This is a genomic window from Bacillus sp. EB106-06-01-XG163, assembly GCF_058791615.1.
Map to the genome: position 1 here is coordinate 32678 of NZ_JBYTDS010000019.1, position 22410 is coordinate 55087.

General features: G+C 44.4%; 27 protein-coding genes and 1 rRNA gene. 1 reads left to right on the top strand and 27 read right to left on the bottom strand.

Annotation, left to right across the window (positions count from 1 at the left end):
- Nucleotides 1–10 precede the first annotated feature (10 nt).
- The 13 genes from glmU to metG form a co-directional block, all read right to left on the bottom strand.
- A complete protein-coding gene (glmU, locus tag AC3WTF_RS17980; protein ID WP_004264658.1) occupies nt 11–1381 on the bottom strand; it encodes a bifunctional UDP-N-acetylglucosamine diphosphorylase/glucosamine-1-phosphate N-acetyltransferase GlmU in 1371 nt (456 codons plus the stop codon).
- 191 nt (nt 1382–1572) lie between these two features.
- Nucleotides 1573–1866, bottom strand: a complete 294-nt coding sequence (gene spoVG / locus AC3WTF_RS17985; protein WP_004264660.1) for a septation regulator SpoVG — start codon at nt 1864–1866, stop codon at nt 1573–1575.
- A gap of 194 nt (nt 1867–2060) precedes the next feature.
- Nucleotides 2061–2441, bottom strand: coding sequence for a 2-iminobutanoate/2-iminopropanoate deaminase (ridA, locus tag AC3WTF_RS17990; RefSeq protein WP_004264663.1), 381 nt, complete (start codon nt 2439–2441; stop codon nt 2061–2063).
- Nucleotides 2438–3295, bottom strand: coding sequence for a pur operon repressor (gene purR, locus AC3WTF_RS17995; RefSeq protein ID WP_004264666.1), 858 nt, complete (start codon nt 3293–3295; stop codon nt 2438–2440). Before purR ends, ridA begins: the two co-directional genes overlap by 4 nt.
- Nucleotides 3296–3350: 55 nt before the next feature.
- On the bottom strand, nt 3351–4220 hold the full coding sequence (gene ispE, locus AC3WTF_RS18000) for a 4-(cytidine 5'-diphospho)-2-C-methyl-D-erythritol kinase (RefSeq protein WP_007409927.1): 870 nt from the start codon (nt 4218–4220) through the stop codon (nt 3351–3353).
- Between the two features lie 143 nt (nt 4221–4363).
- Nucleotides 4364–4552: a small, acid-soluble spore protein, alpha/beta type gene (locus tag AC3WTF_RS18005; protein WP_011996172.1), complete on the bottom strand. Its 189-nt coding sequence runs from the start codon at nt 4550–4552 to the stop codon at nt 4364–4366.
- Nucleotides 4553–4714: 162 nt separating this feature from the next.
- Nucleotides 4715–4975: a biofilm formation stimulator Veg gene (veg, locus tag AC3WTF_RS18010; protein WP_003218330.1), complete on the bottom strand. Its 261-nt coding sequence runs from the start codon at nt 4973–4975 to the stop codon at nt 4715–4717.
- A gap of 211 nt (nt 4976–5186) precedes the next feature.
- On the bottom strand, nt 5187–6062 hold the full coding sequence (yabG, locus tag AC3WTF_RS18015) for a sporulation peptidase YabG (RefSeq protein WP_004264691.1): 876 nt from the start codon (nt 6060–6062) through the stop codon (nt 5187–5189).
- 172 nt (nt 6063–6234) lie between these two features.
- Nucleotides 6235–7116, bottom strand: a complete 882-nt coding sequence (gene rsmA, locus AC3WTF_RS18020; protein ID WP_015239023.1) for a 16S rRNA (adenine(1518)-N(6)/adenine(1519)-N(6))-dimethyltransferase RsmA — start codon at nt 7114–7116, stop codon at nt 6235–6237.
- Nucleotides 7106–7669: a ribonuclease M5 gene (rnmV, locus tag AC3WTF_RS18025; RefSeq protein ID WP_004264696.1), complete on the bottom strand. Its 564-nt coding sequence runs from the start codon at nt 7667–7669 to the stop codon at nt 7106–7108. The genes rsmA and rnmV overlap by 11 nt, the downstream gene beginning before the upstream one ends.
- A gap of 134 nt (nt 7670–7803) precedes the next feature.
- Nucleotides 7804–9129: a resuscitation-promoting factor gene (locus AC3WTF_RS18030; protein ID WP_023356663.1), complete on the bottom strand. Its 1326-nt coding sequence runs from the start codon at nt 9127–9129 to the stop codon at nt 7804–7806.
- Nucleotides 9130–9263: 134 nt separating this feature from the next.
- The gene (locus tag AC3WTF_RS18035; RefSeq protein WP_017419495.1) at nt 9264–10031 is read right to left on the bottom strand and encodes a TatD family hydrolase; all 768 of its coding nucleotides are present in this window, start codon (nt 10029–10031) and stop codon (nt 9264–9266) included.
- Between the two features lie 75 nt (nt 10032–10106).
- The gene (gene metG, locus AC3WTF_RS18040) at nt 10107–12098 is read right to left on the bottom strand and encodes a methionine--tRNA ligase (protein ID WP_011996169.1); all 1992 of its coding nucleotides are present in this window, start codon (nt 12096–12098) and stop codon (nt 10107–10109) included.
- 483 nt (nt 12099–12581) lie between these two features.
- Between metG and abrB the strand changes: the two genes are divergently transcribed.
- Nucleotides 12582–12872: a transition state genes transcriptional regulator AbrB gene (abrB, locus tag AC3WTF_RS18045; protein ID WP_169510469.1), complete on the top strand. Its 291-nt coding sequence runs from the start codon at nt 12582–12584 to the stop codon at nt 12870–12872.
- A 49-nt stretch (nt 12873–12921) separates the two neighbouring features.
- Here abrB and rsmI read toward each other — a convergent pair whose 3' ends face one another.
- From rsmI to rrf, 14 genes are all read right to left on the bottom strand, one after another.
- Nucleotides 12922–13803 (bottom strand): 16S rRNA (cytidine(1402)-2'-O)-methyltransferase, encoded by an 882-nt coding sequence (gene rsmI / locus AC3WTF_RS18050; RefSeq protein ID WP_020953847.1) that lies wholly within the window; start codon nt 13801–13803, stop codon nt 12922–12924.
- The gene (locus AC3WTF_RS18055) at nt 13778–14077 is read right to left on the bottom strand and encodes a GIY-YIG nuclease family protein (protein ID WP_007409921.1); all 300 of its coding nucleotides are present in this window, start codon (nt 14075–14077) and stop codon (nt 13778–13780) included. Before AC3WTF_RS18055 ends, rsmI begins: the two co-directional genes overlap by 26 nt.
- Nucleotides 14064–14807 carry a tRNA1(Val) (adenine(37)-N6)-methyltransferase gene (locus tag AC3WTF_RS18060; RefSeq protein ID WP_007409920.1) on the bottom strand — a complete coding sequence of 248 codons (744 nt, stop codon included), beginning with the start codon at nt 14805–14807 and terminating at the stop codon, nt 14064–14066. Before AC3WTF_RS18060 ends, AC3WTF_RS18055 begins: the two co-directional genes overlap by 14 nt.
- 60 nt (nt 14808–14867) lie before the next feature.
- Nucleotides 14868–15227, bottom strand: a complete 360-nt coding sequence (gene yabA, locus AC3WTF_RS18065) for a DNA replication initiation control protein YabA (RefSeq protein WP_004264720.1) — start codon at nt 15225–15227, stop codon at nt 14868–14870.
- 14 nt (nt 15228–15241) lie between these two features.
- Nucleotides 15242–16069 carry a competence/sporulation regulator complex protein RicT gene (ricT, locus tag AC3WTF_RS18070; RefSeq protein ID WP_004264723.1) on the bottom strand — a complete coding sequence of 276 codons (828 nt, stop codon included), beginning with the start codon at nt 16067–16069 and terminating at the stop codon, nt 15242–15244.
- A gap of 2 nt (nt 16070–16071) precedes the next feature.
- On the bottom strand, nt 16072–17061 hold the full coding sequence (gene holB, locus AC3WTF_RS18075) for a DNA polymerase III subunit delta' (RefSeq protein WP_007409919.1): 990 nt from the start codon (nt 17059–17061) through the stop codon (nt 16072–16074).
- Nucleotides 17062–17072: 11 nt separating this feature from the next.
- Nucleotides 17073–17513 (bottom strand): YaaR family protein, encoded by a 441-nt coding sequence (locus AC3WTF_RS18080; RefSeq protein WP_004264730.1) that lies wholly within the window; start codon nt 17511–17513, stop codon nt 17073–17075.
- A 12-nt stretch (nt 17514–17525) separates the two neighbouring features.
- Entirely contained in the window at nt 17526–17855 is a 330-nt protein-coding gene (gene darA / locus AC3WTF_RS18085; RefSeq protein WP_004264734.1) for a cyclic di-AMP receptor DarA, read from the bottom strand.
- 70 nt (nt 17856–17925) lie between these two features.
- Nucleotides 17926–18564 (bottom strand): dTMP kinase, encoded by a 639-nt coding sequence (gene tmk / locus AC3WTF_RS18090; protein ID WP_007409918.1) that lies wholly within the window; start codon nt 18562–18564, stop codon nt 17926–17928.
- Nucleotides 18561–19994, bottom strand: coding sequence for an aminotransferase class I/II-fold pyridoxal phosphate-dependent enzyme (locus tag AC3WTF_RS18095; RefSeq protein WP_020955207.1), 1434 nt, complete (start codon nt 19992–19994; stop codon nt 18561–18563). The genes tmk and AC3WTF_RS18095 overlap by 4 nt, the downstream gene beginning before the upstream one ends.
- A gap of 77 nt (nt 19995–20071) precedes the next feature.
- Complete coding sequence (locus tag AC3WTF_RS18100) at nt 20072–21190, bottom strand: toxic anion resistance protein (protein WP_434787621.1); 1119 nt, start codon at nt 21188–21190, stop codon at nt 20072–20074.
- Nucleotides 21191–21205: 15 nt separating this feature from the next.
- Nucleotides 21206–21820, bottom strand: a complete 615-nt coding sequence (locus tag AC3WTF_RS18105) for a 5-bromo-4-chloroindolyl phosphate hydrolysis family protein (protein WP_007409915.1) — start codon at nt 21818–21820, stop codon at nt 21206–21208.
- A 148-nt stretch (nt 21821–21968) separates the two neighbouring features.
- Nucleotides 21969–22163, bottom strand: coding sequence for a sigma factor G inhibitor Gin (locus AC3WTF_RS18110; RefSeq protein WP_007409914.1), 195 nt, complete (start codon nt 22161–22163; stop codon nt 21969–21971).
- 173 nt (nt 22164–22336) lie between these two features.
- Nucleotides 22337–22410 (bottom strand): 5S ribosomal RNA (rrf, locus tag AC3WTF_RS18115); the annotation flags it as partial.

Below are 22410 nucleotides of genomic sequence, written 5' to 3' on the forward strand. Positions count from 1 at the left end.
GATTTTAGGATTATTTTTTATGAATATTTTTCACATAATCTTCTTTATTTACTTGTCTTGCTCTGGCAATGGCAAGCGCTTCGCCCGGCACATCTTCAGTTACGGTTGAACCCGCAGCGACGTACGCGCCTTCTCCCACTGTAACAGGAGCGACCAGATTGGAGTTGCAGCCAATAAAGGCGCCGTCTTCAATTTTGGTTAAATACTTTTTCTTCCCATCATAATTGACCGTGATGGAGCCGCATCCCAGATTCACATCCGTGCCCACTTCGGCATCACCGATATAGCTTAAATGAGATGCTTTGCTCCGGTCGCCGAATTGTGTTTTCTTGATTTCAACAAAGTTTCCGATCTTCACTTCATTGCCGATTGCGGAATCGGGTCTGATGTGAGCAAAAGGACCGATATTTACATCATTCCCAACTTTGCTGCGATTGACAACGGATTGTTTAATCACAGTGCGGCTGCCGATTGAGCTGTCCTCTATCTCAGTGTGGGGGCCGATGACACATTCATCGCCGATTTCAGCTTGTCCCTTTAACACAGTTCCGGGATAAATAACTGTATCTTGTCCGATACGTGCGTCAGGTGAGATGTACGTATTCATCGGATCGATTAAAGTGACTCCGTTCTGCATATGCCGTTTGTTAATACGCTCTTTCATATACATTTCAGCCTGAGAAAGAGCGACTCTATCATTCACTCCGAGCGTCTCTTGGAAGTTACCAGTCTGGTAAGCGGCAACAGTTTCGCCTTCGTCTTTGAGGATTTCGATCACATCCGGCAGATAATACTCGCCTTGGGCATTTTCATTCGAAACCTGTTCGATGACACGAAAAAGAGCCTCGTTATCAAAACAGTACGTTCCCGTGTTAATTTCTTTCACAAGACGTTCTTGCTCCGAAGCATCCTTGTGCTCCACGATTTTTTGAACGGCGCCGTCTTCACTGCGGATGATTCTTCCGTATCCGGCGGGATCGTCGGCAACGGCCGTTAACACCGTGGCTTTTGCACCTTTGTCTGTATGTTCATTCAGCATGGCTTCCATCGTCTCCGCCGTCAGAAGCGGTGTATCGCCGCAAATAACGATCGTGACACCCTTTTCTCCGTGAAGAAATGGTTTTGCCTGTTTGACCGCATGAGCCGTACCGAGCTGTTCTGCTTGGAGAGCGTAATCGCTTTTCTGTCCGAGCTGCTTCTTCACATCTTCGGCGCCGTGTCCTACGATGGTGACAAGCTTCGCTAAAGATAATTTCAGAGCTTCGTCTGCGACGTGCTCTACCATAGGCTTTCCGCATACCGGATGAAGGACCTTGTAAAGCTTCGATTTCATTCTCGTTCCTTTTCCGGCAGCTAAAATCACTGCAAACCGCTTATCCATTTAATGGCCTCCAATATCCCTTTTATCCATAGAAAAATATATCCTAAATAGCTGTTGATTTCAAGAAGACATCAAAAAGTGCAAGAATTTTCTATGTAATCGCTTTATTACTGAAAAATCAGATTTAAAAAAGGACTGCCGGAAAAGGCCTTGTGTCAGCCTTTATCAGCAGTCCTTACATTTTGTTATGTTTAAGAAGCCCCGGCTTCTTCATATTCTAATGCTTCAGAATCACCCAAACGATGATACTCATTTAAAACAGCATCCTGGATCTTGCCCCGCGTGCTGGAATTAATAGGATGAGCAATATCGCGGAATTCTCCATCAGGGGTGCGTTTACTCGGCATCGCAACGAAAAGACCATTGTTTCCATCAATCACACGAATATCATGTACGACAAATTCGTGATCCAGCGTGATGGATGCAATCGCTCTCATGCGACCATCGGTATTCACGCGGCGTAATCTTACGTCAGTAACTTCCACAGTAGTTCACCACCTTTTCCCTATATAAAAGCATTAGTCTAACAATTCCACGATTCTTTTTAAATTCCTGCACGTTTCAAAAAATTTTTTTGAAAATATAGGATATACATACACAATTAGGTGATAAACCATATTTGGGGATCATATACTGCATAAAAAAAGTGATCCCGGAGACGGAACCACTTTTCTGAGATTTAAGATTTCACCAGCGCAATGACTTCAATTTCCACGAGAGCGTCTTTCGGCAGTCTCGCCACTTCCACACAAGACCTTGCCGGCTTATGTACATCAAAGTATTGTCCGTACACTTCATTCACTTCCGCAAACTGCTCCATATCAGCAATAAACACCGTTGCTTTGACAACCGTCTCGAGAGAAGCGCCCGCTTCTTTCAGCACAGCTTTTAAATTGCTGAACACCTGATGCGTTTGCTCTGTGATATCACCGTTTACCATTTCTCCTTCAGCAGTAAGAGGAATCTGGCCTGAGCTGTAAAACATGTTGTTTACGATGATTCCCTGTGAATATGGCCCGATCGCTGCCGGCGCGTGTTTTGTATGGATTGCTTTTGTCATTTTTCTGTCTCCCCATTCTTTAAATGCTGTTCTTTAAAAAATCGCAGAAAATTGCCGTTTTGAATCTCAATCGTTTTGTCTTTCATATTGATGGTTGAAAGCGTGAGCAGTGACATGTATTCATCGACAAGCCGTTCATTCACTCCCTCGGCTTCAACCAAGACGCCTATTCCCGCAACGTTTGCGTTAAACTCATCAAGCAGACTGATCATGCCGTTAATGGTGCCGCCGGCTTTCATAAAATCGTCAATAATCAAAACGTTCGAACCCGTAGCCAAACTTCTTTTCGCAAGCGACATCGTTTGAATGCGGTTAGATGACCCTGATACATAATTGATGCTCACCGTGGAGCCTTCAGTCACTTTGTTGTCCTTTCGCACGATGACAACCGGAACGTTCAGATAACTGGCCGCTGCGTAAGCAAGAGGGATTCCTTTTGTCGCAACGGTCATCACCACATCAATCTCCCGCTCCGCAAAAACGGAAGCAAAAAGCCTGCCTACATGAGAGAGGACAGATGGTTTTCCTAAGATATCCGTTAAATATACATAACCGCCCGGAAGGATACGCTCAGGATTTACTAAAGACTGTCCCAGCTCCTGTATAAACGCTTCTGCTTCAGCCTGTTTCACTTTCGGAATGTATTTGACGCCTCCGGCAGCTCCCGGCACTGTAAGCAGCGTCCCAATGCCTTGCTGTTCAAAGGTCTGTTTAATAATCGTTAAATCTTCACTGATTGATGACTTTGCTGATTGATACCGTTCTGAGAAAAACGTTAACGGTATTAATTCATGCGGATGGGTTAACAAATAATTTGTTAAGTCCACCAATCTGCCGCTGCGACGAAACTTCATGAACTTACCCCCAAAATCCGAATAATTTAAAAATAATATAACTTAACATACGGATTTAATCAAGAGCATTCTGTTCGCCGATCATCCGCACCGCGTACACTTGATCACAGAAACCTCTTAACCCGTTATAAATCCGCTGCACCTTCGATTCGTATTGAACCAAACCGAATACAGTCGGTCCGCTTCCGCTCATTAACACCGCATCAGCGCCGAAGCGTTTCATTTGATTTTTAATCATCGCCACCTCGGGATGGAGGCTGAGCGTAACCGACTCCAATACGTTTCCTAATTGTCCGCATACCTTTTGGAAGCTTTTTTCTTCAATCGCGTCAATCATCGCCTGCACATCAGGATGCCGAACCTGCTGTAAGTTCAGCCGGCGGTACACTTCGGCAGTCGATACCCCGATCGTCGGTTTGGCGAGCACGACCCAGCAATGAGGCGGAGCACTGATGTGCCTGATCTTCTCACCGCGTCCGGTTGCCAGAGCAGTGCCTCCGTATACACAGAAGGACACGTCTGAACCGATTTCAGCTCCAAGCTCCGCGAGCTCTTCGACAGAAAGCTTTAAATCCCAAAGCCTGTTCAGCCCTCTGAGCGTGGCTGCCGCATCGCTGCTTCCGCCGGCAAGCCCTGCCGCTACAGGGATCACTTTTGTAATCATAATGGAAACGCCTTTTTTGACTTGAAATCGTTCTTTAAGCAGTTTGGCTGCCTGATAAGCCAGATTCCTTTGATCATCCGGAACAAAGCGATTATGCGACGCCACTCTGATAACGTTTTCGGGCAGTTCTGTCAGTTCAATCCGATCTGCCAAATCAATTGTCGTCATGATCATCTCCACTTCGTGATAACCATCCGGGCGTTTACTTGTCACATCGAGGGACAGATTGATTTTGGCCGGCGCTTTTTCTAAAATACGCATAGCTTTCACCTACTTCTCCATCTAAACATAAGTATGAACATTGTATCACATTTGGAGACCCGGAGGTACTTATCCGAAATTGAAGCCGGTTTTGACGGCCGATAGAAAAAACCGGGGAACGGATTGTCCCCCGGGCCACTGCATTATCGGTTATTTTGGTTCTGAGCCGCCATCTGCTGTTCGGCAATCTCAATCGCGCGTTTTACCATATTCCCGGCGTCACGCGCCCGAATGCCTCCCCAGCCCTCGTTTTTCACCGTATCGTAAAAACCAAGGTCCTTCGCCAGCTCATATTTGAACTCATCTGACATAACTCCACGACGTCTGCCCAAACGAAACAACCCCTTTTATAGAATTGATCACCATTCGTGCACGCCACGATAAAACATGTGACACCTATAGCTTCCGTTTAATCGGCTGAAACTTTCGAGGGAATAATTAGAAGAGCTTTAGAAGGCAAAACAAAAAGCAGTAAACAAAAGGTTCACTGCCCATTAAAATGCTACTGAGCTTGCCGCATCGTCATTGAATGTCAATTCAACAGTCTCAGTCAGAATATCAGCATAACTGTATGAAACTCTTTCAAACGAATTCTCGTCTTGATCTAGTTGTATCACAAAAACAGAAGGGTACGTCTCAGCTAAAATGCCCGAACGCTCAATCGTTTTTCGGCGGCCGCCGTTTGCTTTTAACGTAAGCCGTTTACCTAAATTCCCATCAAGCGATCTTTTTATATCGGACAACGTCTTCGCCATTGCATCCACCTCACTACATTTATTGTACAACAAGAGCCCAATTTTGTCAAATAAAATTTAAATTATATCAACGTTAATAAGTCATTGTCAACAAAATTATTTTGACAAAATTCTATTGATTTCTGCGTTATTTTTCACAAGTTCCGGAAATTTATGTATCAATATGTAAAATAATTAACCCGCATAGCGAAATATATGCGGGTTTTATCACTCATCCATTTGATTTATACGGCATACCGACACGCAGCACACCCTTCGTTTCAATTCCTCCCAGCCCTTTCTCTCTCGTCAGCGTATTTCTCAGGACATCCCATACATTGATCCGCTCCATAAATGGGGTGAAGCTGATTTTCGCGACAATATATACCGGGTCAAGCGCGTGGATATTGACGCGTGACGGAGAACTTGCGAAATTCGCGCCCGCTCTGATTAAAGACTCGAAATGAGATTGGCACGCCCCCGCGAATATGACCAGCTGATCCAAATGAGGGACTTTACGCCTCGCTCTTTGAACGGTTTCGACAAAGTGTTTGGAATGCCTGTAGGCGCTTAAATCATTCACGCCTCCCTTATGCTTGGAATATGCATCATGGCCGGTGATGACTAAAATATCCGGCCTGTATTTATCAAGCAGCTCGTCAATTGATGCCGGCATTTTTTTCTCATGACAATGAATTCCGTATACCGGCACACCGATTTTTTCATAAAAGTTCAGGCACTTTTTCAAATAGGCCTCATCGCCGTCCAGATGCAATACCTTTCCGGGCATATGAAAGTAGTGCTCCTGATGCTGATATTGATTTGTCGCATAATATTCCTGTTTTTCCCGAAGCAGCTTATAATCCTGGCGGAGCAGCTCGAGAGATTCATTCATCCTGCTTTCATCTCTTTTCTTTCTCATGGCCTGTTCGTCTTTTCTGACAGGCTCCAAATCAGAAAAATCAGCATCCGCAATCAATCTGACTTCGTCACCATGCAGGATGGCAATTGAATTTCCGTTGCTTGTTTGCTCTATACCGATAATGCGAAATAAAACATCCATTTGATAGGATTTCCTGGCTACCATATCTCCTATTTGAAATTGCACGTTACCCACTCCACAAATAGACTAAGCCTCATCATGAAAGAAGTCTTGGCAAATACACCTCTTTCCGCTGCGGCGCTTGATGTTTCAAGCTTTTCTTGCAGTTGAATGAATAAGGTTCTCCTCTAGCCTATGTAGCGGCAGTCCAAGTGGTGACGCAAAACAAAAAGCCCTCTTAGAAAAGGGCTTTATGCAATCCGTTGGACAGGAGCGCGAATTCTTCTATGGACAGGGATTCACCGCGCCGCTTTCCGTCAATATTCGTTTCTTGAAGAACTTCTTCAATTTGAGCTTTTTTCTCTTTTCCGCCCGGAAGATTGTTCACAAGGTTGTTAAGCAAGGTTTTCCGGCGCTGTGCGAAGCTTGCTTTAATCAGCTGGAAGAAAAACGGTTCATTATCGACGTCAACCGCCGGGCCGTCACGAAGCAAGAGACGGATGACGGCAGAATCGACATTAGGCTGAGGCACAAACACCGTTTTCGGGACGGTCATGACGGTTTTGGCCTCCGTATAGAATTGAACCGCAATGGAAAGCGATCCGTACTCCTTAGAGGAAGGATCAGCCGCCATCCGTTCAGCGACCTCTTTTTGCAGCATCACGACAATTCCTTTTAACGGAAGATGTTCTTCCAAGAGCTTCATGATGATCGGCGTCGTCACATAATATGGGAGATTCGCCGTGACCATAATTTCATCACAATCCTGAAAATGCTCTTCAATGACAGATTTGACGTCTGCTTTCAGCACATCTTGATGAATGATCGTTACATTGTCATACGGAGACAGCGTATCATTGAGAATGGGCAGCAGGCGCTGATCAATTTCAAACGCGACGACCTTTTTCGCCCGTTTGGCAAGCTGCTCTGTCAGCGCGCCGATTCCGGGCCCGATTTCAATGACTCCGGTCCGATCCGTAATTTCCGCATGGTCCACAATTCTGTCCAATATATTTGTATCAATTAAGAAATTCTGTCCCAGACTCTTTTTAAAAGAGAAACCGTACTTTTTCAGAATTTCCTTCGTTCTGATAGGTGTCGCGATATCTTTATTGTTCATCCTGTTCCTCCTGCCTCATAGCATCGAGCGCATCAATAAAATCACTTCTTTTGATTTGAAACATTTGCAGCCGTTTTTGAAGCTGCTTGCCGTTTGTATAGCCGATCTTCAGCAGGTCGCCCAATCGTTCGCGGCGTCTTTTGGCAGCCGGTCCGCCGATCAGACCGGCCTGTATGACATCTTCAGCTGAAATCTCACTCGGCTTTGCCTCCATCTCTTCATGCACATTTTCCAGACATGCTCTGATGCTTTCAATGGATGCGTGCTCAACGCCAATGCCGCGCTTGTTTTTCGGTTTGGCAAGATGTTTGGGCAGAAATGCGTGTTTACAGCCGGGTACTGCTTCAGAAATGGTTTTCCGGATCTTTTCCCCCGGAAAATCCGGGTCCGTCAGTACGATGACCCCTCTCGTTTCCTGCGCCAGCCGAATCTGTCTGATGACTTCGTCTCCGATTGCGGAACCGTTTGTCTCGATCGTATCCGCATCAACGGCAAGTTTTATGCGCGCAGTGTCATCGCGTCCCTCGACTACAATAATTTCTTTAATTTTCATTACTTCCTCCAAAAAAACTTTTTATATCCAAAACGAAACCTTTGCTTACATGTCACGTCTAATATACTGAAAATACACTTTACCTATTATAACGAAAAAAACAGAGGGCGCAAAACCCTCTGAGTGAATCGGAATTAATTTAAGATTTTTATTTTGACCTGTTTCTTTCCCCAGCGGTAAGCTGAAGATTTTTCAGGGAAAAAGACATCAATCCGTCTTCCTTTAATGGCTGAGCCTGTATCAGCGGCCACGGCATCCCCGTATCCGTCTACGTGGACTCTTGTGCCAAGCGGAATGACGCTTGGGTCTACCGCAATGACTTTAGCATTCGGATTGCTTGTCAGGTTAACGCCTGTAGCCGTATGGCCGGAACAGCCGCTGCAGCTTGCGGTATAAGCCGTGGAAGACACGGTAATTACTTTACCGGAAGATCCGGTTTCGCCAGAAGATGCCTTCACAGGTGCACTGAGCTGCTCAATCTTGGGACTGTGCCGCTTTGTGCCGACCGCAATGATCTGATCTTTGCTTTTTTCAGATGTTTCTTCTTTAACAAGCTTTCTTGAAACTTCTTTTCCATTTTCTTTGACAACATGAAAATGCTTTTTAAGTTTGCCTTCTTTTCCTTTTTGAACGATCTTTTCTTTCCCGCTGTCGAGAGACGCATCTTCTTTTTCTTTCACTTGATACGCTATTTTTTCCTCAACTACATCGGTGACTTTTTCGATACGAGTGATTTGTATGCCGGCCTGATTTTTTGTGAGCTTTTCGTGTAATGCCGGTTTTACTTTATCTTCGTCTTTCATGTCCATCTTATGCTGCGTTAAAAAGTCAGCGACCGTAGTCGAAGTCGTCCATATTTTCTTTTTCTTTCCCGCATCATTTACAGTGACCTGAAAAGCCGGGTCGACCGTGACTTTCATGCCGTTTGTCACTTTCGTATCTGCTGCTGGATCTATTTTATCGTGCTGATTCACAGGTGTATGCTGTTCGTTCAGAAATGCGCCGACTGTTTTTGCCGTTGACCATAAAGTCTTTTCTTCTCCGCCTCTTGTCACACGGATCTGCTTTGCAGCTTCATACACGACATTCATGTTGTCTGCCAATGCTGTCTGCTTAGACGGGGTAATCCGGTCTTCATTTCTCGTCTCTATATGTAAATCTTCCAGAAGTTCCCCAACCGTTTTTGCATGAGTGCGTATTTGCTTTTTCTTGCCGTTGATAGAAACAGAAACTGATTGTTTTGAGAGCTCATGTGCCCCGTATGCAGTCCCGGTTCCGCCCAGCAGAATAATAGCTGCAATAAGAATAACCTTGCTTTTACCAAGCTTTACGGAAAACAGTTTTTTCATTTTTTGTGTGATGAAAAACGCCTCCTTCTCCTCGGAGAGATTATATAGAGTATCTAAAATGCTGTCAACCCTCCCATCTCGAAGATGAAAAACCTTCAGCGTATCCCTCATTATGCAAAAACAAAGCAAAAAAAGGAAGAGAGACATATCGACAACCTATCTTATGAGGAGAAGGAAGCTTGTAGAACCGTTTTACATATCCACTGAATCGGACAAGCCTTTACACGTTACGACAGCGCATTCTGTCAGTTCATGCGGAAAAGTCTTTTTGCGTTTTCGGTTGTAATTGAGGCAATTTCTTCATATGTCAGCCCTTTTAATTCAGCGAGCTGTTCAGCAACATATTTTACGTAGCTTGGCTCATTTCGTTTACCGCGGAAAGGATGCGGTGTCAGGAAAGGACAGTCCGTTTCAATCAGCAAACGGTCATTCGGAATTTCCTTTGCTACTTCTTTTGGTTTCTTCGCATTTTTGAAGGTAACCGGTCCGCCGAATGAAATATAAAAATTCATATCCATACACTGCCGCGCAACCTCCGCGCTCCCTGTAAAGCAGTGCATAATACCGCCGACTTCTTCCGCCCCCTCTTCTTTCAAAATCGTGACAACATCTTCCGTTGCATCACGATTATGAATGATAATTGGAAGGTTCACTTCTTTGGCGAGAGCGATTTGTTTCCGGAATACTTCTTTCTGAACGTCTTTTGGGGATTTATCCCAGTGATAATCAAGGCCCATCTCTCCGATTGCCACGACTTTTTCGTGAGAGGACAGTTCCTTAATCCATGATAAATCTTCCTCTGTCATGTCAATTGCGTCTACCGGATGCCAGCCGATCGCAGCGTATATAAAGTCATATTCCTCAATCAGCTCCATCGCACGCGTGATAGTGGGTTTGTCGAATCCGACAACGACGATCCGTTCAACTTTTTCAGCCTTTGCACGCGCAATGACTTCCTCTAAGTCTGTGTCAAATTGCTCGGCATTTAAGTGCGCATGTGTATCAAAAAGCATCATAAAAACTCCTTTCTTGTTGAAAAACAAAAGGTGTTCGACGGAATGTTACACGTGAAACACCTTTTGCATCTATTATTTAATTCGAGTGCCTTTCGGTAATGACTGGTCGACAGCTACAACTTTTAGTACGCCGTCCGATTCTCCTGCCAGTATCATTCCTTGAGAAAGCTCGCCTCTCAGTTTTACCGGTTTTAGATTCGTTACACAAATGATCTTCATTCCCACAAGCTGATCCGGTGTGTAATGCTTCGCGATACCTGATACAACTTGGCGCTGTTCAAAGCCCAGATCAATTTGCAATTTCAGCAGCCGATCTGCTTTTTTCACCGGCTCTGCGGACAAGACTTCTGCGACGCGAAGTTCTGTATCCATAAATTGATCAAACGTAATTTCAGGAAGACGCTCTGCTTCTTGCGGCTCTTCCGCCTTTTCTTCTTTAGCAGGAGCAGTTCCTTGCATTTTTTGCTTGATGTAAGCTACTTCCTCTTCAGCTTCAAGACGAGGGAAAAGCGGTTCCCCTTTTTTCACTTTCGCGTTCTTCAATTGGCCGAATGTCTGAATGCTGTCCCAAGCTTTAAGAGACTGATCCTCAACTCCGAGCTGGGCAAACATTTTTTCAGGCGTTTGTGTCAAGAAAGGCTGGAGCAATACGGCTGAGATACGTAAAGATTCAGCTAAATGATACATGACGGAACGTAATTCTTTTTCTTTTTCCTGGTCTTTAGCAAGCACCCACGGAGCAGTTTCATCAATATATTTGTTCGTACGGCTGATTAATTGCCATAGCGTTGATAAAGCGACTGAAAACTCCATGTTTTCCATTGCCTTTTCATAAGCTTTAACCGTTTCACCGGCTACAGAAGAAAGCTCTGAATCAAAATCGGTCACATTTCCTTCATATGAACCAATCTCACCGTCAAAATATTTTTGGATCATTGCAACTGTACGATTCAGAAGGTTTCCTAAGTCGTTCGCCAAGTCATAATTAATCCGTTCTACGAAACCTTCCGGCGTAAAGACACCGTCTGAACCGAACGGTACTTCGCGAAGCAGGTAATAGCGAAGTTCATCCAAGCCGTAGCGTTCAATTAACGTTACCGGATCAACGACATTTCCTTTTGATTTCGACATTTTTCCGTCTTTCATCAATAACCAGCCATGCGCGAATACTTGCTTAGGGAGCGGGAGATCAAGCGCCATCAGCATAATCGGCCAGTAAATGGTATGAAAACGGACAATTTCTTTACCGACAAGGTGGACGTCAGCCGGCCAGTACTTTTTGTAAAGCTCATCATTTTCCGTATCGTAACCGAGCGCTGTAATATAGTTGAACAGTGCGTCAATCCATACATACACGACATGCTTCGGATTTCCCGGCACTTTTACGCCCCAGTCGAACGTCGTTCTGGAAACGGCCAAATCTTCAAGCCCCGGTTTAATGAAGTTGTTAATCATTTCATTTTTGCGTGATTCAGGCTGGATGAAAGAAGGATTTTCCTCATAAAACTTCAGCAGGCGGTCTGCGTATTTGCTCATGCGGAAGAAGTATGACTCCTCTTTGATTAATTCGACCGGATGGCCGCTGTCCGGGCTTTTTCCGCCGACAACCTCACCCTTCTCATTTCTTTCTACATCCACCAGCTGTGTTTCCGTATAGAATGTTTCATCAGGGATGCTGTACCAGCCCTCATACTCATCCAGGTAAATGTCACCATTATCAAGAAGTTTTTGAAACACTTTCTCGATAATTTCTTTGTGCCGGCTTTCCGTCGTCCGGATGAAATCATCGTGAGAAATGTCGAGCTGCTTCCATAGTTTTTGGATTTCAGCAACTGCACGATCCACATAAGCTTGAGGCGTGATATTCTCTTCCTCCGCTTTCTGCTGGATTTTCTGTCCGTGCTCATCCGTTCCGGTTAAGTAGCGTACGTCAAATCCTTTTAATCTTTTGTAACGCGCCATCGCATCGCCGGCCACGGTAGTATAAGCATGGCCGATATGTAATTTTCCGCTCGGATAATATATCGGGGTTGTAATATAAAAAGTATTATTGTCTTGCGGCATGTTGCAACCTCCCATTCAGAATGTCGAAAAGCTCACGCCCAAAGGACGAGAGCGGTTTTATTTGATATACAATATTGATATTTGTCCTCTATCTATGATACCATCTTAGCCTTTAAGATCAAGGATATATACGTACTGCGCGTAAAAGAGTAAATAAAATTAAAAATTTTTATTGAAATTAAAAAAAGTCTTAACATGTCGAAATTTGTCGTATATAATCTACTAATATAAAACATCTTGGTTCGAAAGTCTTGATTTAAAAGGATTTTCAGTAGGATAATAGGTTCGAAAAAGCAGTCAAAAAGCCTGTTATTTCAGGATTTCCAAGGCTTTACTTACTATAAGAACTAATTCTTACAATCAATAGTAAACAAAAAGATTGACGATTATTGGAAACCTTGTTATGCTAGGAATGTAAGGAATTTTGTCGAATAATGACGAAGAAAAATATAAACTACAAAATAATTATCTCTCGGGAGGAGACTGTTAATGAAATCTACTGGTATCGTACGTAAAGTTGATGAACTTGGACGCGTCGTTATCCCTATCGAACTTCGCCGTACACTGGGCATCGCAGAAAAAGACGCTCTTGAAATTTATGTTGATGATGAAAAAATCATCCTTAAAAAATATAAACCAAACATGACTTGCCAAGTAACTGGTGAAGTTTCTGATGATAACCTTAAACTTGCCGGCGGCAAATTGGTACTCAGCAAAGAAGGCGCTGAGCAAATCATCTCTGAAATTCAAAACCAGCTTCAAAACCAAAAATAAGCTATTTCATACAAAAACCGTTCTTGTTACGATACAAGAACGGTTTTTTTTATGATTGAATGTGATAAGCGTCATAAATCTCGCGTTTCGGAACGCCCCGATCTACTGCTGTTTGTTTTATGGCCTGTTTGGAAGATGCTCCTTCGTTTATGTAATGCTCCACATGCTCTTTCTCAGAAAGCTCCGTCCACCAAGGCTTTTCCTCTTCATCCGGTTCAGCGGTTTGATTTCCTTCGACAACGAGACAGAACTCACCGCGGATTTGATCTTCATTTGCCCATTCCATCACCTCGGCGATGGTTCCTCTGATGAATTCCTCGTACTTTTTCGTTAATTCTCTCGTGACGGCGATGGTTCGATTACCCAAAACGTCATGCATTGCTATTAATGTTTCTTTTAATCTGTGCGGCGCTTCGTAAAATATCATCGTTTCCTGCCGTTTTTTCAGGATTTCGAGTTCTTTCTTCTTTTCTTTTTTCTGTCTGTTTAAAAATCCGTAGAAGAAAAACGGCTGCGGGGTGATGCCTGATGCGGTCAGCGCGGTTAATGCCGCATTAGCACCCGGGAGCGGAACGACATATCCGCCGATTTGGGTGAAATCTCTCACAATCTCAGCCCCCGGGTCGGAAATTGTCGGCATGCCGGCATCACTGACCAATGCCACATTCTTTCCGCTTTTCAGCCATTCAATGATTTTATGGCCGCTGCTTTCTTTATTATGTTCATGATAGCTGATGAGAGATGTTTCTATGTCATAAACATGGCACAGCTTTTTCGTCTGTCTCGTATCTTCGGCAGCTATGACATCGGCCGATTTCAGCGTCTCTACTGCACGAAAGGTCATGTCCTCCAAATTGCCGATCGGTGTAGGAACAAGGTACAGAGTTCCCATTTCAGATTTTCCGTTAAAACTCATCTGGCGTCTTAACATATACAGCCTCCTTGCTGCGTCGTTTTTCTTCTATATATTGCTCTTTTTTCTTTCGGGTCAGCTGCTTAAAACGGTATTCCGCCTGCATCGCTTCCCGTTTTGTTTCAAATGATTCCGCATGGCATAACGAAACCGGCCTACGCGCCCTTGTGTACTTCGCGCCCTTTCCCTCATTGTGGGTTTTCAGCCGTTTTTGCAGATCATTTGTATAACCGGCATACAGACTGTTGTCATTGCACAGCAGCACATAAAAGAAATGACTATTTGTCTCCATATAAAATCGTGCGGATCTCTTTCGTATATTCATTTTGTTCATTGTATACGAACAGCGGGGGAAGAATTTTGAGATCAGGGCGGCCGCCTTTAATTCCTTCAACCAAAATGGTATTCGCTTCTTTACCTTGTTTCGGATAAATAAACTGAACCCGTTTCGGTTCTATTCGGTACGCTTTCATTAATTCAAAGATTTCCAAAAGCCTCCCCGGCCGATGAACGAGAGCCGCTTTTCCGCCTTGCTTCAGCAGTTTGCTGCTGACGGAAATCACATCTTCAAGCGTGCAAAGAATTTCGTGCCTTGCGATTCTGAGATGCTCGTTCAGGTTCTGCTCCGCCTCTTTCGGTGTTTTAAAATAAGGCGGATTGCAGGTGACAATATCATATTTATTATGTCCGAGTCTTTCCGGCATATTTTTCAGATCATCATGAATGAGACTGATCTGACCGCCCAGCCCGTTGTATTCCACGCTTCGGAGCGCCATATCATACAAGCGTTCCTGAATTTCAACCCCGGTGATATCAGCTTTTGACCTTGTGCTGAGCAAAAGCGGCACAATGCCGTTCCCCGTGCATAAATCAACGATGTTCCCCTTTTGAATCGGAACGTATGCAAACTTAGACAGCAGCACGGCATCTAATGAAAAAGCGAAAACCGTCGGACTCTGTACTATTTTCATATCCTCTGCTAATAAGTAATCCAATCTTTCATCATCACGTAATGAAACCATAATCTTATTCCTTTCGGCACTCTTTGAAAAAGGCTTCCGACATCAGCGGAAGCCTTTTCCTTATTTTTTATTTAAGAAGGACAGACAAAAAAGGCAATCTCCCTTGCGGACGCTCCCATAATGGACGTTGCAAATATGAAAGCCTTCTTGATACAGCCGGGCCAGATTGTCGTACCCTTCTCCTATATCACTCTGCTCTGCCTTCTGTGTTTTTGTTTCTTTCTGATCGGCTTTGAATTTCTCAATTTGCTCTGTCGTATCATCAAGCCGCTTACGCAAATGCTTATTTTCAAGCTGAAGATGGTGATTCTCTTCAATCATTTCGCCGATATGCTGCTTTAAGTCACCCAGCTGACGGTACAGCGAACCGATTTGTTCCTCCAGGTTTATGACAGTATCAAATAACTCTTTTTTATCCAAGGTTCCACACCTCGTTAATCTGTGGTTTGTGCGGATACGACGCCCTCTTCCAAGAGCTCTTCCCAAGTATATTCTATCACTTTTTCACGATTCTTCAGTTCCACCTGAAGCACCCGTTCCAGAATATTAAGACCGACAACCTTTGCGGGGCCGTTTGCCGTCGTAATCATTTCGCCTAAATCCGGCAGCTGTTCTTTTGCCGTCTCATACTCATCATTTTCGTACTTCAAACAGCACATCAAACGGCCGCACAGACCGGAAATCTTCGTTGGGTTCAACGATAAATTTTGATCCTTCGCCATTTTGATGGACACCGGTTCAAAATCACCGAGGAACGTGGAGCAGCAAAGCATTCTCCCGCATGGTCCGATACCGCCGAGCATTTTCGCCTCGTCCCTCACCCCGATTTGGCGCAATTCGATTCTCGTTTTAAAGATAGAAGCCAAGTCTTTGACCAATTCCCTGAAATCAACCCGTCCGTCTGCTGTAAAGTAAAAAATGACTTTATTGCGGTCAAATGTAAACTCAACATCAACCAGCTTCATATCTAAGCCGTGGTCAGCCACTTTTTTCTGACAGACTTCAAAAGCGGACAGGGCCTCCTGTTTGTTTTCTTCTACAATGAGAAGATCGCGTTCATCAGCAACGCGTATGACCTTTCGAAGCGGAAGCACAACATCATGCTCGTCCACTTGTTTATTTGCGATGACAACCTGCCCGTATTCGACACCTCTTACGGTTTCAACAATGACGCAGCTGTCTTGTTCTATATCAAATCCGTTCGGATCAAAATAATAAATTTTCCCCGCTTTTTTAAAGCGGACGCCTATTACGTTGTACAAGCTTATCCCTCCTGCAACGTTAACACCAAGTGCTCCATTAATCCCTGCACATTCACATTGGAATGAAGCCGTTTTTTTGCTTCTAAAACAGCGAGAATTTGGTTCGTAACGCTTTGTTGTGTAAATTGCAGCGCATGCTGTTTTATTGATTGGAATAAGTCTTGATAAATCAGTTTATCTTCATTTCCAATTTGGATGGATAATACATCACGGTATATCAATAAGAGCATATCAAGACCCATTTCTTGATGGGTTTTTTCTTTGAAAAAGGGCACCCACTGATCCTGAATGAAGAAAAAGGCATGTCCTTTCCGCTGATGTAAGACTTCATACAATTTTATCACTTTCGCTCTGGACTCTGCAAACTCATCATTTCGACTTAATTCGACTGCTTCCGCAATATTATTTGTCATATTTGCTAAGAGCCGGGCCATGTGAGGGCTCACTTCCTGTTCAATCAGTCTTTCTTCTATGGCTTTCGGCTGAAGCGGCTGGAACGGGAGAACCTGACATCTCGAAACGATGGTATCCAGTATTCGGTGGAGCTGCTCAGTAATAAGAATTGCGATGGTGTCTTGACTCGGCTCCTCTAAAAATTTCAGCAGACTGTTTGCTGCATTTGTCGTCATTTGATCCGCATGGGATATAATGTACAGCTTTTTATGCGATTCCAGTCCTGTTTTAGAAAACTCTTCCTGAAGCGATTGGATCTGAGCCTTTTTAATGGATAATCCGTCGGGCTGAACCACATGCAGGTCGGGATGGTTTCCGGATTCAATACGCTTACAGTTCCGGCACTCCCCGCAAGGCTCAGTCCCGTCTTCAAGGCAAAAAAAGCTTTTTGCGAGAAGCAGTGCAGCATCCAATTTGCCCGTTCCTTTTTTGCCTTCAAACAGATATGCGTGAGAAAGCCTTTTCTTTTCAATGCTGTTATGCAAAAGCCGCATCACTCTGGGCTGCTGCCCGGTCATTTCCTTCCATGATATTGCCATTGTATCACTCTCTATGTGTAAAGGTTAATCAATAAACCTTTTATTTCTCCGATTCGATCCAGCAAATCAATTGCCGGTTTTTCCTGATCTAACATTTCTTCTGTCAGCTGAAGCAGTTTTTCATCTATTTCTTTCACAAGCCCCAGAGTCCGGCTGCTGCCGTACAGGTCAAAGCTTTTCTCCGTCTCATGCGATAATCCGCTGTCTACGGCCTCTTTTACAAAACGTTTTACCAATCCTTTGAATTTCGCTAAGTCTTTGAAGTTTCTCGACTTCGTCAGCCTTTTCCCGAACGTTTCTATATCCGTTAAGAACCTGCTCAGCTGATCAAATTTCAGCTTGCTGCTTTGGCTGTCCATTGAACTTTTAAATGTTCCGGAAAGCTCTGCCGCTTTATAAGCAGGCTGCTGCTTTTTCTCAATAAATGTACGTAAGTCAGAATTTATTTTCACGTCGTCAAATCCTTAAAATTGATGAAATTCATCGACCGGGAGGACAAAGACCGTCGCTCCGCCGACTTCCACTTCGACGGGATATGGAACGTAGGAATCCGCATTCCCGCCCATCGGGGATACCGGGGCAATCATCTGATCACGTTTACAGCCATTCTCTTTAATGAGGCTGAGCGCTTTATCGACACGGATATCTTCCACCCCGATCATAAACGTCGTATTGCCTGATTTAAGGAATCCGCCTGTTGTCGCAAGCTTCGTCACCCTGAAGTTGTGGTCGGTTAATACTTTCAAAAGCCTGTTGCTGTCCTGATCCTGCACCACTGCCACTATTAGTTTCATTCTCTAGGCCCCCTTTAGGTTGGAAAGAACATTATCGTTACATTCATTATAGCAACTTATGAGAAACAGGTCACAACTGAATTTTTTTCAATGCTTCATTTATCACTTGAAGTGCGTCCTGAATGACGAGTTCCTTCTTTTTCGATGCGTCGATTGTATGGAATCTTTCCGGAAAACGCTGCATTACCTTTTGGTATCCTTCCCGTACTTTCGTATGAAAGTGCAGGGCCTCAAGATCGAGACGATTCTTCTCTCTTGAATCATTCGACGTAATCCGTTTCAACCCTTCTTCCGGCTCAATAGAAAAATAGATGGTGACATCAGGCATCGTATCGCCGATTGCAAACTGGTTGATAGAAAGGACTTCATCAATGCCGAGCCCTCTCGCATAGCCTTGGTAAGCCAGCGAACTGTCGATGAAACGATCGCACAGCACAATGCGGCCTTCTTTCAATGCAGGCTGCACCTTTTCGACTAAATGCTGTCTTCTCGCCGCAGCGTAAAGCAGCGCCTCCGTTTTGGCATCCATCAGTGTATTGTTTTTATTTAAGATCACTTCTCTGATCTGTTCCGCAATGTCGATGCCGCCCGGTTCTCTTGTCGCTGTCACCGGGAGCCCCTCTGCCGACAGAATCTCTTTCATTTCCTGAAGCACAGTCGTTTTCCCTGCACCTTCAGGACCTTCAAATGTTATAAATAAACCGCTCATGATTTCTCCTCTTCTATATAGACAAGTAATTGTTCCCCGTTTAACAAGCCTTGAATATGCGCGTCCATGCCGATTAAACGGGAAAGCTTTTGTACGATCTCTTCTGTTATCCGTTCTCCGTCCATGATCAGCGGAATTCCCGGCGGATAAGGAATAATGTTGCCCGCATGCAAGCGCCCGGCCGCCTTATTTATATCTGCAGGCTCTTTTGTAAACTTCCGCATCTCATTTTGCGGGTATTCAAGTGTCGATATGGACGGAAATGTCCAATTCACGGCATCCGGCAATTTATCGGGCGGTGTATTCTCCAGTTTCTGCTGTATGTTTCTTACGGTTGCCTGTTCTATCATCCGCCGGCCGCCTATCGGCAGTACGAGCAATACTTGGTACTCGTCAGCCAGCTCGGCAACAATGCCTTCACTCTCCAAAATCCGTTGTAATGAATAGCCGGAATGTCCGAGCTTTGACCGAAGAATTAATTTTAACGGGTCCGCCCGCAGCCCATATCCAGAAGGCTCGATTATTTCAATAGAAGAAATTGATGCGAACCTTCGTTTGATTTTCTCAATGTGCTCCATATGAACGGGAAGTGTCCCTTTTTCAGCAATATCCTGCACATAAGCGCGCGCCGTATCTAAAGATGCCATAATCGGGTATGACGGGCTGCTGCTTTGCAAACTGCTTACATAATAAGTTAATCGATCTCTGTCAATTCTGGTGCTGTTCAAATGAAAGTAAGACCCCATCGTCATAGCCGGAAGCGTTTTGTGAGCCGATTGAACAACGGCGTCTGCCCCCATAGCCAATGATGAAGGCGGGAAAGGCTGGCCTAACACAAAGTGAGCCCCATGAGCCTCATCCACCAGTACAGGAACGCCGTATGAATGGGCTTTGTTAACTGCCGCAGTCAAATCGGCAGCATGCCCGTAGTAAGTCGGATTGGTCAGAACAAGTCCTTTCGCGTTCGGATATGACGCCAGCGCTTTTTCGATGACTGAAAGGGATACATGTGCCGGCACATGTATGTTTTCATCGATTTCCGGCGCCAAATAAACCGGCTTGGCTCCGGCCAATGCCGCCGCATGGAAAACAGACTTGTGACAATTACGCTGGATCAGAATGGGTTCACCCGGTTCACAAACAGCTAAAATCATCGCCAGATTGCCGGCGGTCGTTCCATTGACGAGAAAGAAACTTTCCTGAGAGCCGTAAAATCTGCTCACCAAATCCTGCGCTTCCTTAATGACCCCCGTCGGGTGATGCAAGTCATCAAGACCCGTGATCTCAGTCATATCAATAGATAAAAGAGATTGATATACAGATTTGGCTTCATCAAAAAAGACATCTCCATTGTGATGTCCCGGAACATGAAAAGAATACGTATTTCGGTGCGCATGCTTCATCAGCGCTGTATATAAAGGTGTGTCCATTTTTAAACAAATCCTTTGCCTGTCTTTCTTATTATATCGTGCCTGCGAGCCAACTTAAAGCTAAGACTTTTTGCCATCTAGCCGTTATCCCGGCCGGACCTCATATCAAGCAGCTTCTTTTTTAAATCGCCTTCCATGATAACAAGCTCCTCCTCGGCACGCCTGCGTTTCATCCTGCCTTCTGCTTGAATAGACATGATTTCTTCAAGTGTGCTGACTAAGCTTTCCTGCACTTTTTTGAGGGTTTCTGCCTCAACAAGTCCGCGCTCATTGGCTTTCGCGGTCTCGACTGTACTTGTTTTCAGAAGTTCAGCGTTTTTCAGCAGCAATTGATTTGTCGTATCCGCCGCCTTCTGCTGCACATCTGCCGCACTCCGCTGCCTCATAAGCGTCAGCGCGATGGCGACTTGATTCTTCCATAAAGGAATAGCCGTAACAACGGAGGACTGAATTTTCTCTGCCAGTGCCTGATTCGTGTTTTGAATCAGGCGGATTTGCGGCGCACTCTGAAGCGTAATCTGCCTGCTCAGCAGCAGATCATGCACCCTCTTATCCAGACGGTCGGCAAACTGGCGAAGATCATTCACTTCCTGCGCGGCCATTTGATTGTGTTTTTGTAATTCGGCTTTTCTTGCCGCTTCGGGTATCAGCTTTGTTTTCAGCTCATCTAATTTTAATTCCCCCGCTACTATATACATAGTTAAATCAGTAAAGTATTGTTTATTTTGGGCGTACAGCTGATCTAACAATTTATTGTCACTCAACAGCACATTTTTAGAATGTTCCAGCCTTCTGCTGATACGGTCAATCTGCACACTTGTCTTTTGATATTTCGAAAGCACTTCCTGCACAGAACCGGACACCCTTTTAAACAGCCGGGCGAAAAACCCTTTGTTCTTCATCTGCAGATCATCAGGGTTTACCTGGTCAAGCTTCATCATCAGATCAGCCAATATTTGTCCCATCTCTCCTGCATCTTTTCTTTGCACGTGCTCTATCATCGTATGGGAAAATTCCAGAAGATTCGCCTGCGCCTGTGAACCAAACAAAACAATGCTTTGCATGTTCTCAGGGTCCAGTTTTTCAGCGAGCTGAAGTGCCGCTTCTCTTTTTTCTTCCGGCAGCGTATCTGCAAGCTTTAGAGGGGTCTGGTCATTTTGGGCGCCCATGCTGTCGTCGGAACGGTCTTTGGCCATTTCCTTCTTCCTTTCTTATTTTCTCAGTGAATGCTTTGCCATATCTAATTCAAAGTGCAGGTCGTCGATGTCCTCCTTCATCAGTTCATGAAGATCCTCTTCCAGCCTTCTGGAAAGCCCTGCCAGAGTCATCCTCGTCTCACTCAAGGACATTGATAAATCTTTATTTTTTCGCGGCTGTGAGGAGAGCAGAGCATACTTTTCCGTCAGTTCTACAACAGAATCAAGCGTTTGATAATAGAAACGCTCTGCCTGATAAAAACGCTTCGGCTCCTGCTTTGTGAGCAGATATATTCGTCGGGTTATCCGCAGTATCTCTGCATTCTGCTTCAGCATTTGTATACTTTTAGAGCGAAAAAGCGCCCTGCGTAATCGGATGATTTTACCCTTTGCTTCCTCAAGATTTTCCTTGATATAAGCATATTCTTTTCTTGTCAGCCGGTGTTTTTTTAAAAAGAGACGCTTCGCATTCCACAGGCCGGCCGCACTGACAGCGGCTCCGCCGGCTGCCCCATATAAAAGCGAATACAGAAAAGGCTGATGCCCTATCGTAAAGAAGGTTATCCCCGCTAATACAAAAACTGTGCTGCCGCAAAGCGTCCATTTCATATATTGAATAAACGGTTTCATACTTGATCGACTCCTATTTATTCACTTTTATCAGTATTATCTATTACATTCCATGTCTAAACAAGTTCCTCTTCTTATCGTATCAGTTCTTTTATAAAAAGTGTAAAAACTCCTCTGATTTCAGGCAAAAAAAAGACCCTTTTCAGGGTTAAGAATATAACGTCGGTGTATGAAGGCTTTTCAGTTTACGAACGAAAAATTCATAATTCGGATCAGAGGTCGGAGTGGAAACTACTTTCTTCTCACACTCTAAACATATAAATTTCGTATAAATATGGATTCCCCTGCTTTTTTTGGTTTCACACACAATACATGTTTCTTCATGGCTGGACGTTTCATTCATTTTGCCCACCTCCGTATGAATAGCCTTCCCTTAAGCTGTTGATTGTATACACAATTTGGACCTTTTTGAAGTTTGCAATTAGTATATGGGCGTTTCCGTATTTCGGTGTTTGTTTTGTTTTTATTCAAAAACAAAAAAGGCAGCTCATGATGAGCTGCCTTTACCATAATATAGCTTGGCGGCGTCCTACTCTCACAGGGGGAAACCCCCGACTACCATCGGCGCTGAAGAGCTTAACTTCCGTGTT

Bases quoted from the DNA above. Each gene is read 5' to 3' on its own strand.
- veg (WP_003218330.1), bottom strand. From the start codon at position 4,975: ATGGCGAAGACGTTGTCCGATATAAAAAGATCGCTTGATGGGAATTTA.
- metG (WP_011996169.1), bottom strand. From the start codon at position 12,098: ATGCCGCAAGACAATAATACTTTTTATATTACAACCCCGATATATTAT.
- AC3WTF_RS18095 (WP_020955207.1), bottom strand. From the start codon at position 19,994: ATGGACACACCTTTATATACAGCGCTGATGAAGCATGCGCACCGAAAT.
- rsmI (WP_020953847.1), bottom strand. From the start codon at position 13,803: ATGTTAAGACGCCAGATGAGTTTTAACGGAAAATCTGAAATGGGAACT.
- AC3WTF_RS18105 (WP_007409915.1), bottom strand. From the start codon at position 21,820: ATGAAACCGTTTATTCAATATATGAAATGGACGCTTTGCGGCAGCACA.
- darA (WP_004264734.1), bottom strand. From the start codon at position 17,855: ATGAAACTAATAGTGGCAGTGGTGCAGGATCAGGACAGCAACAGGCTT.
- tmk (WP_007409918.1), bottom strand. From the start codon at position 18,564: ATGAGCGGTTTATTTATAACATTTGAAGGTCCTGAAGGTGCAGGGAAA.
- AC3WTF_RS18035 (WP_017419495.1), bottom strand. From the start codon at position 10,031: ATGCTTTTTGATACACATGCGCACTTAAATGCCGAGCAATTTGACACA.
- glmU (WP_004264658.1), bottom strand. From the start codon at position 1,381: ATGGATAAGCGGTTTGCAGTGATTTTAGCTGCCGGAAAAGGAACGAGA.
- AC3WTF_RS18055 (WP_007409921.1), bottom strand. From the start codon at position 14,077: ATGGAGACAAATAGTCATTTCTTTTATGTGCTGCTGTGCAATGACAAC.
- ridA (WP_004264663.1), bottom strand. From the start codon at position 2,441: ATGACAAAAGCAATCCATACAAAACACGCGCCGGCAGCGATCGGGCCA.
- purR (WP_004264666.1), bottom strand. From the start codon at position 3,295: ATGAAGTTTCGTCGCAGCGGCAGATTGGTGGACTTAACAAATTATTTG.
- rsmA (WP_015239023.1), bottom strand. From the start codon at position 7,116: ATGAACAATAAAGATATCGCGACACCTATCAGAACGAAGGAAATTCTG.
- ispE (WP_007409927.1), bottom strand. From the start codon at position 4,220: ATGCGTATTTTAGAAAAAGCGCCGGCCAAAATCAATCTGTCCCTCGAT.
- AC3WTF_RS18030 (WP_023356663.1), bottom strand. From the start codon at position 9,129: ATGAGGGATACGCTGAAGGTTTTTCATCTTCGAGATGGGAGGGTTGAC.
- AC3WTF_RS18060 (WP_007409920.1), bottom strand. From the start codon at position 14,807: ATGGTTTCATTACGTGATGATGAAAGATTGGATTACTTATTAGCAGAG.
- holB (WP_007409919.1), bottom strand. From the start codon at position 17,061: ATGGCAATATCATGGAAGGAAATGACCGGGCAGCAGCCCAGAGTGATG.
- AC3WTF_RS18100 (WP_434787621.1), bottom strand. From the start codon at position 21,190: ATGGCCAAAGACCGTTCCGACGACAGCATGGGCGCCCAAAATGACCAG.
- AC3WTF_RS18110 (WP_007409914.1), bottom strand. From the start codon at position 22,163: ATGAATGAAACGTCCAGCCATGAAGAAACATGTATTGTGTGTGAAACC.
- rnmV (WP_004264696.1), bottom strand. From the start codon at position 7,669: ATGAAAATTAAAGAAATTATTGTAGTCGAGGGACGCGATGACACTGCG.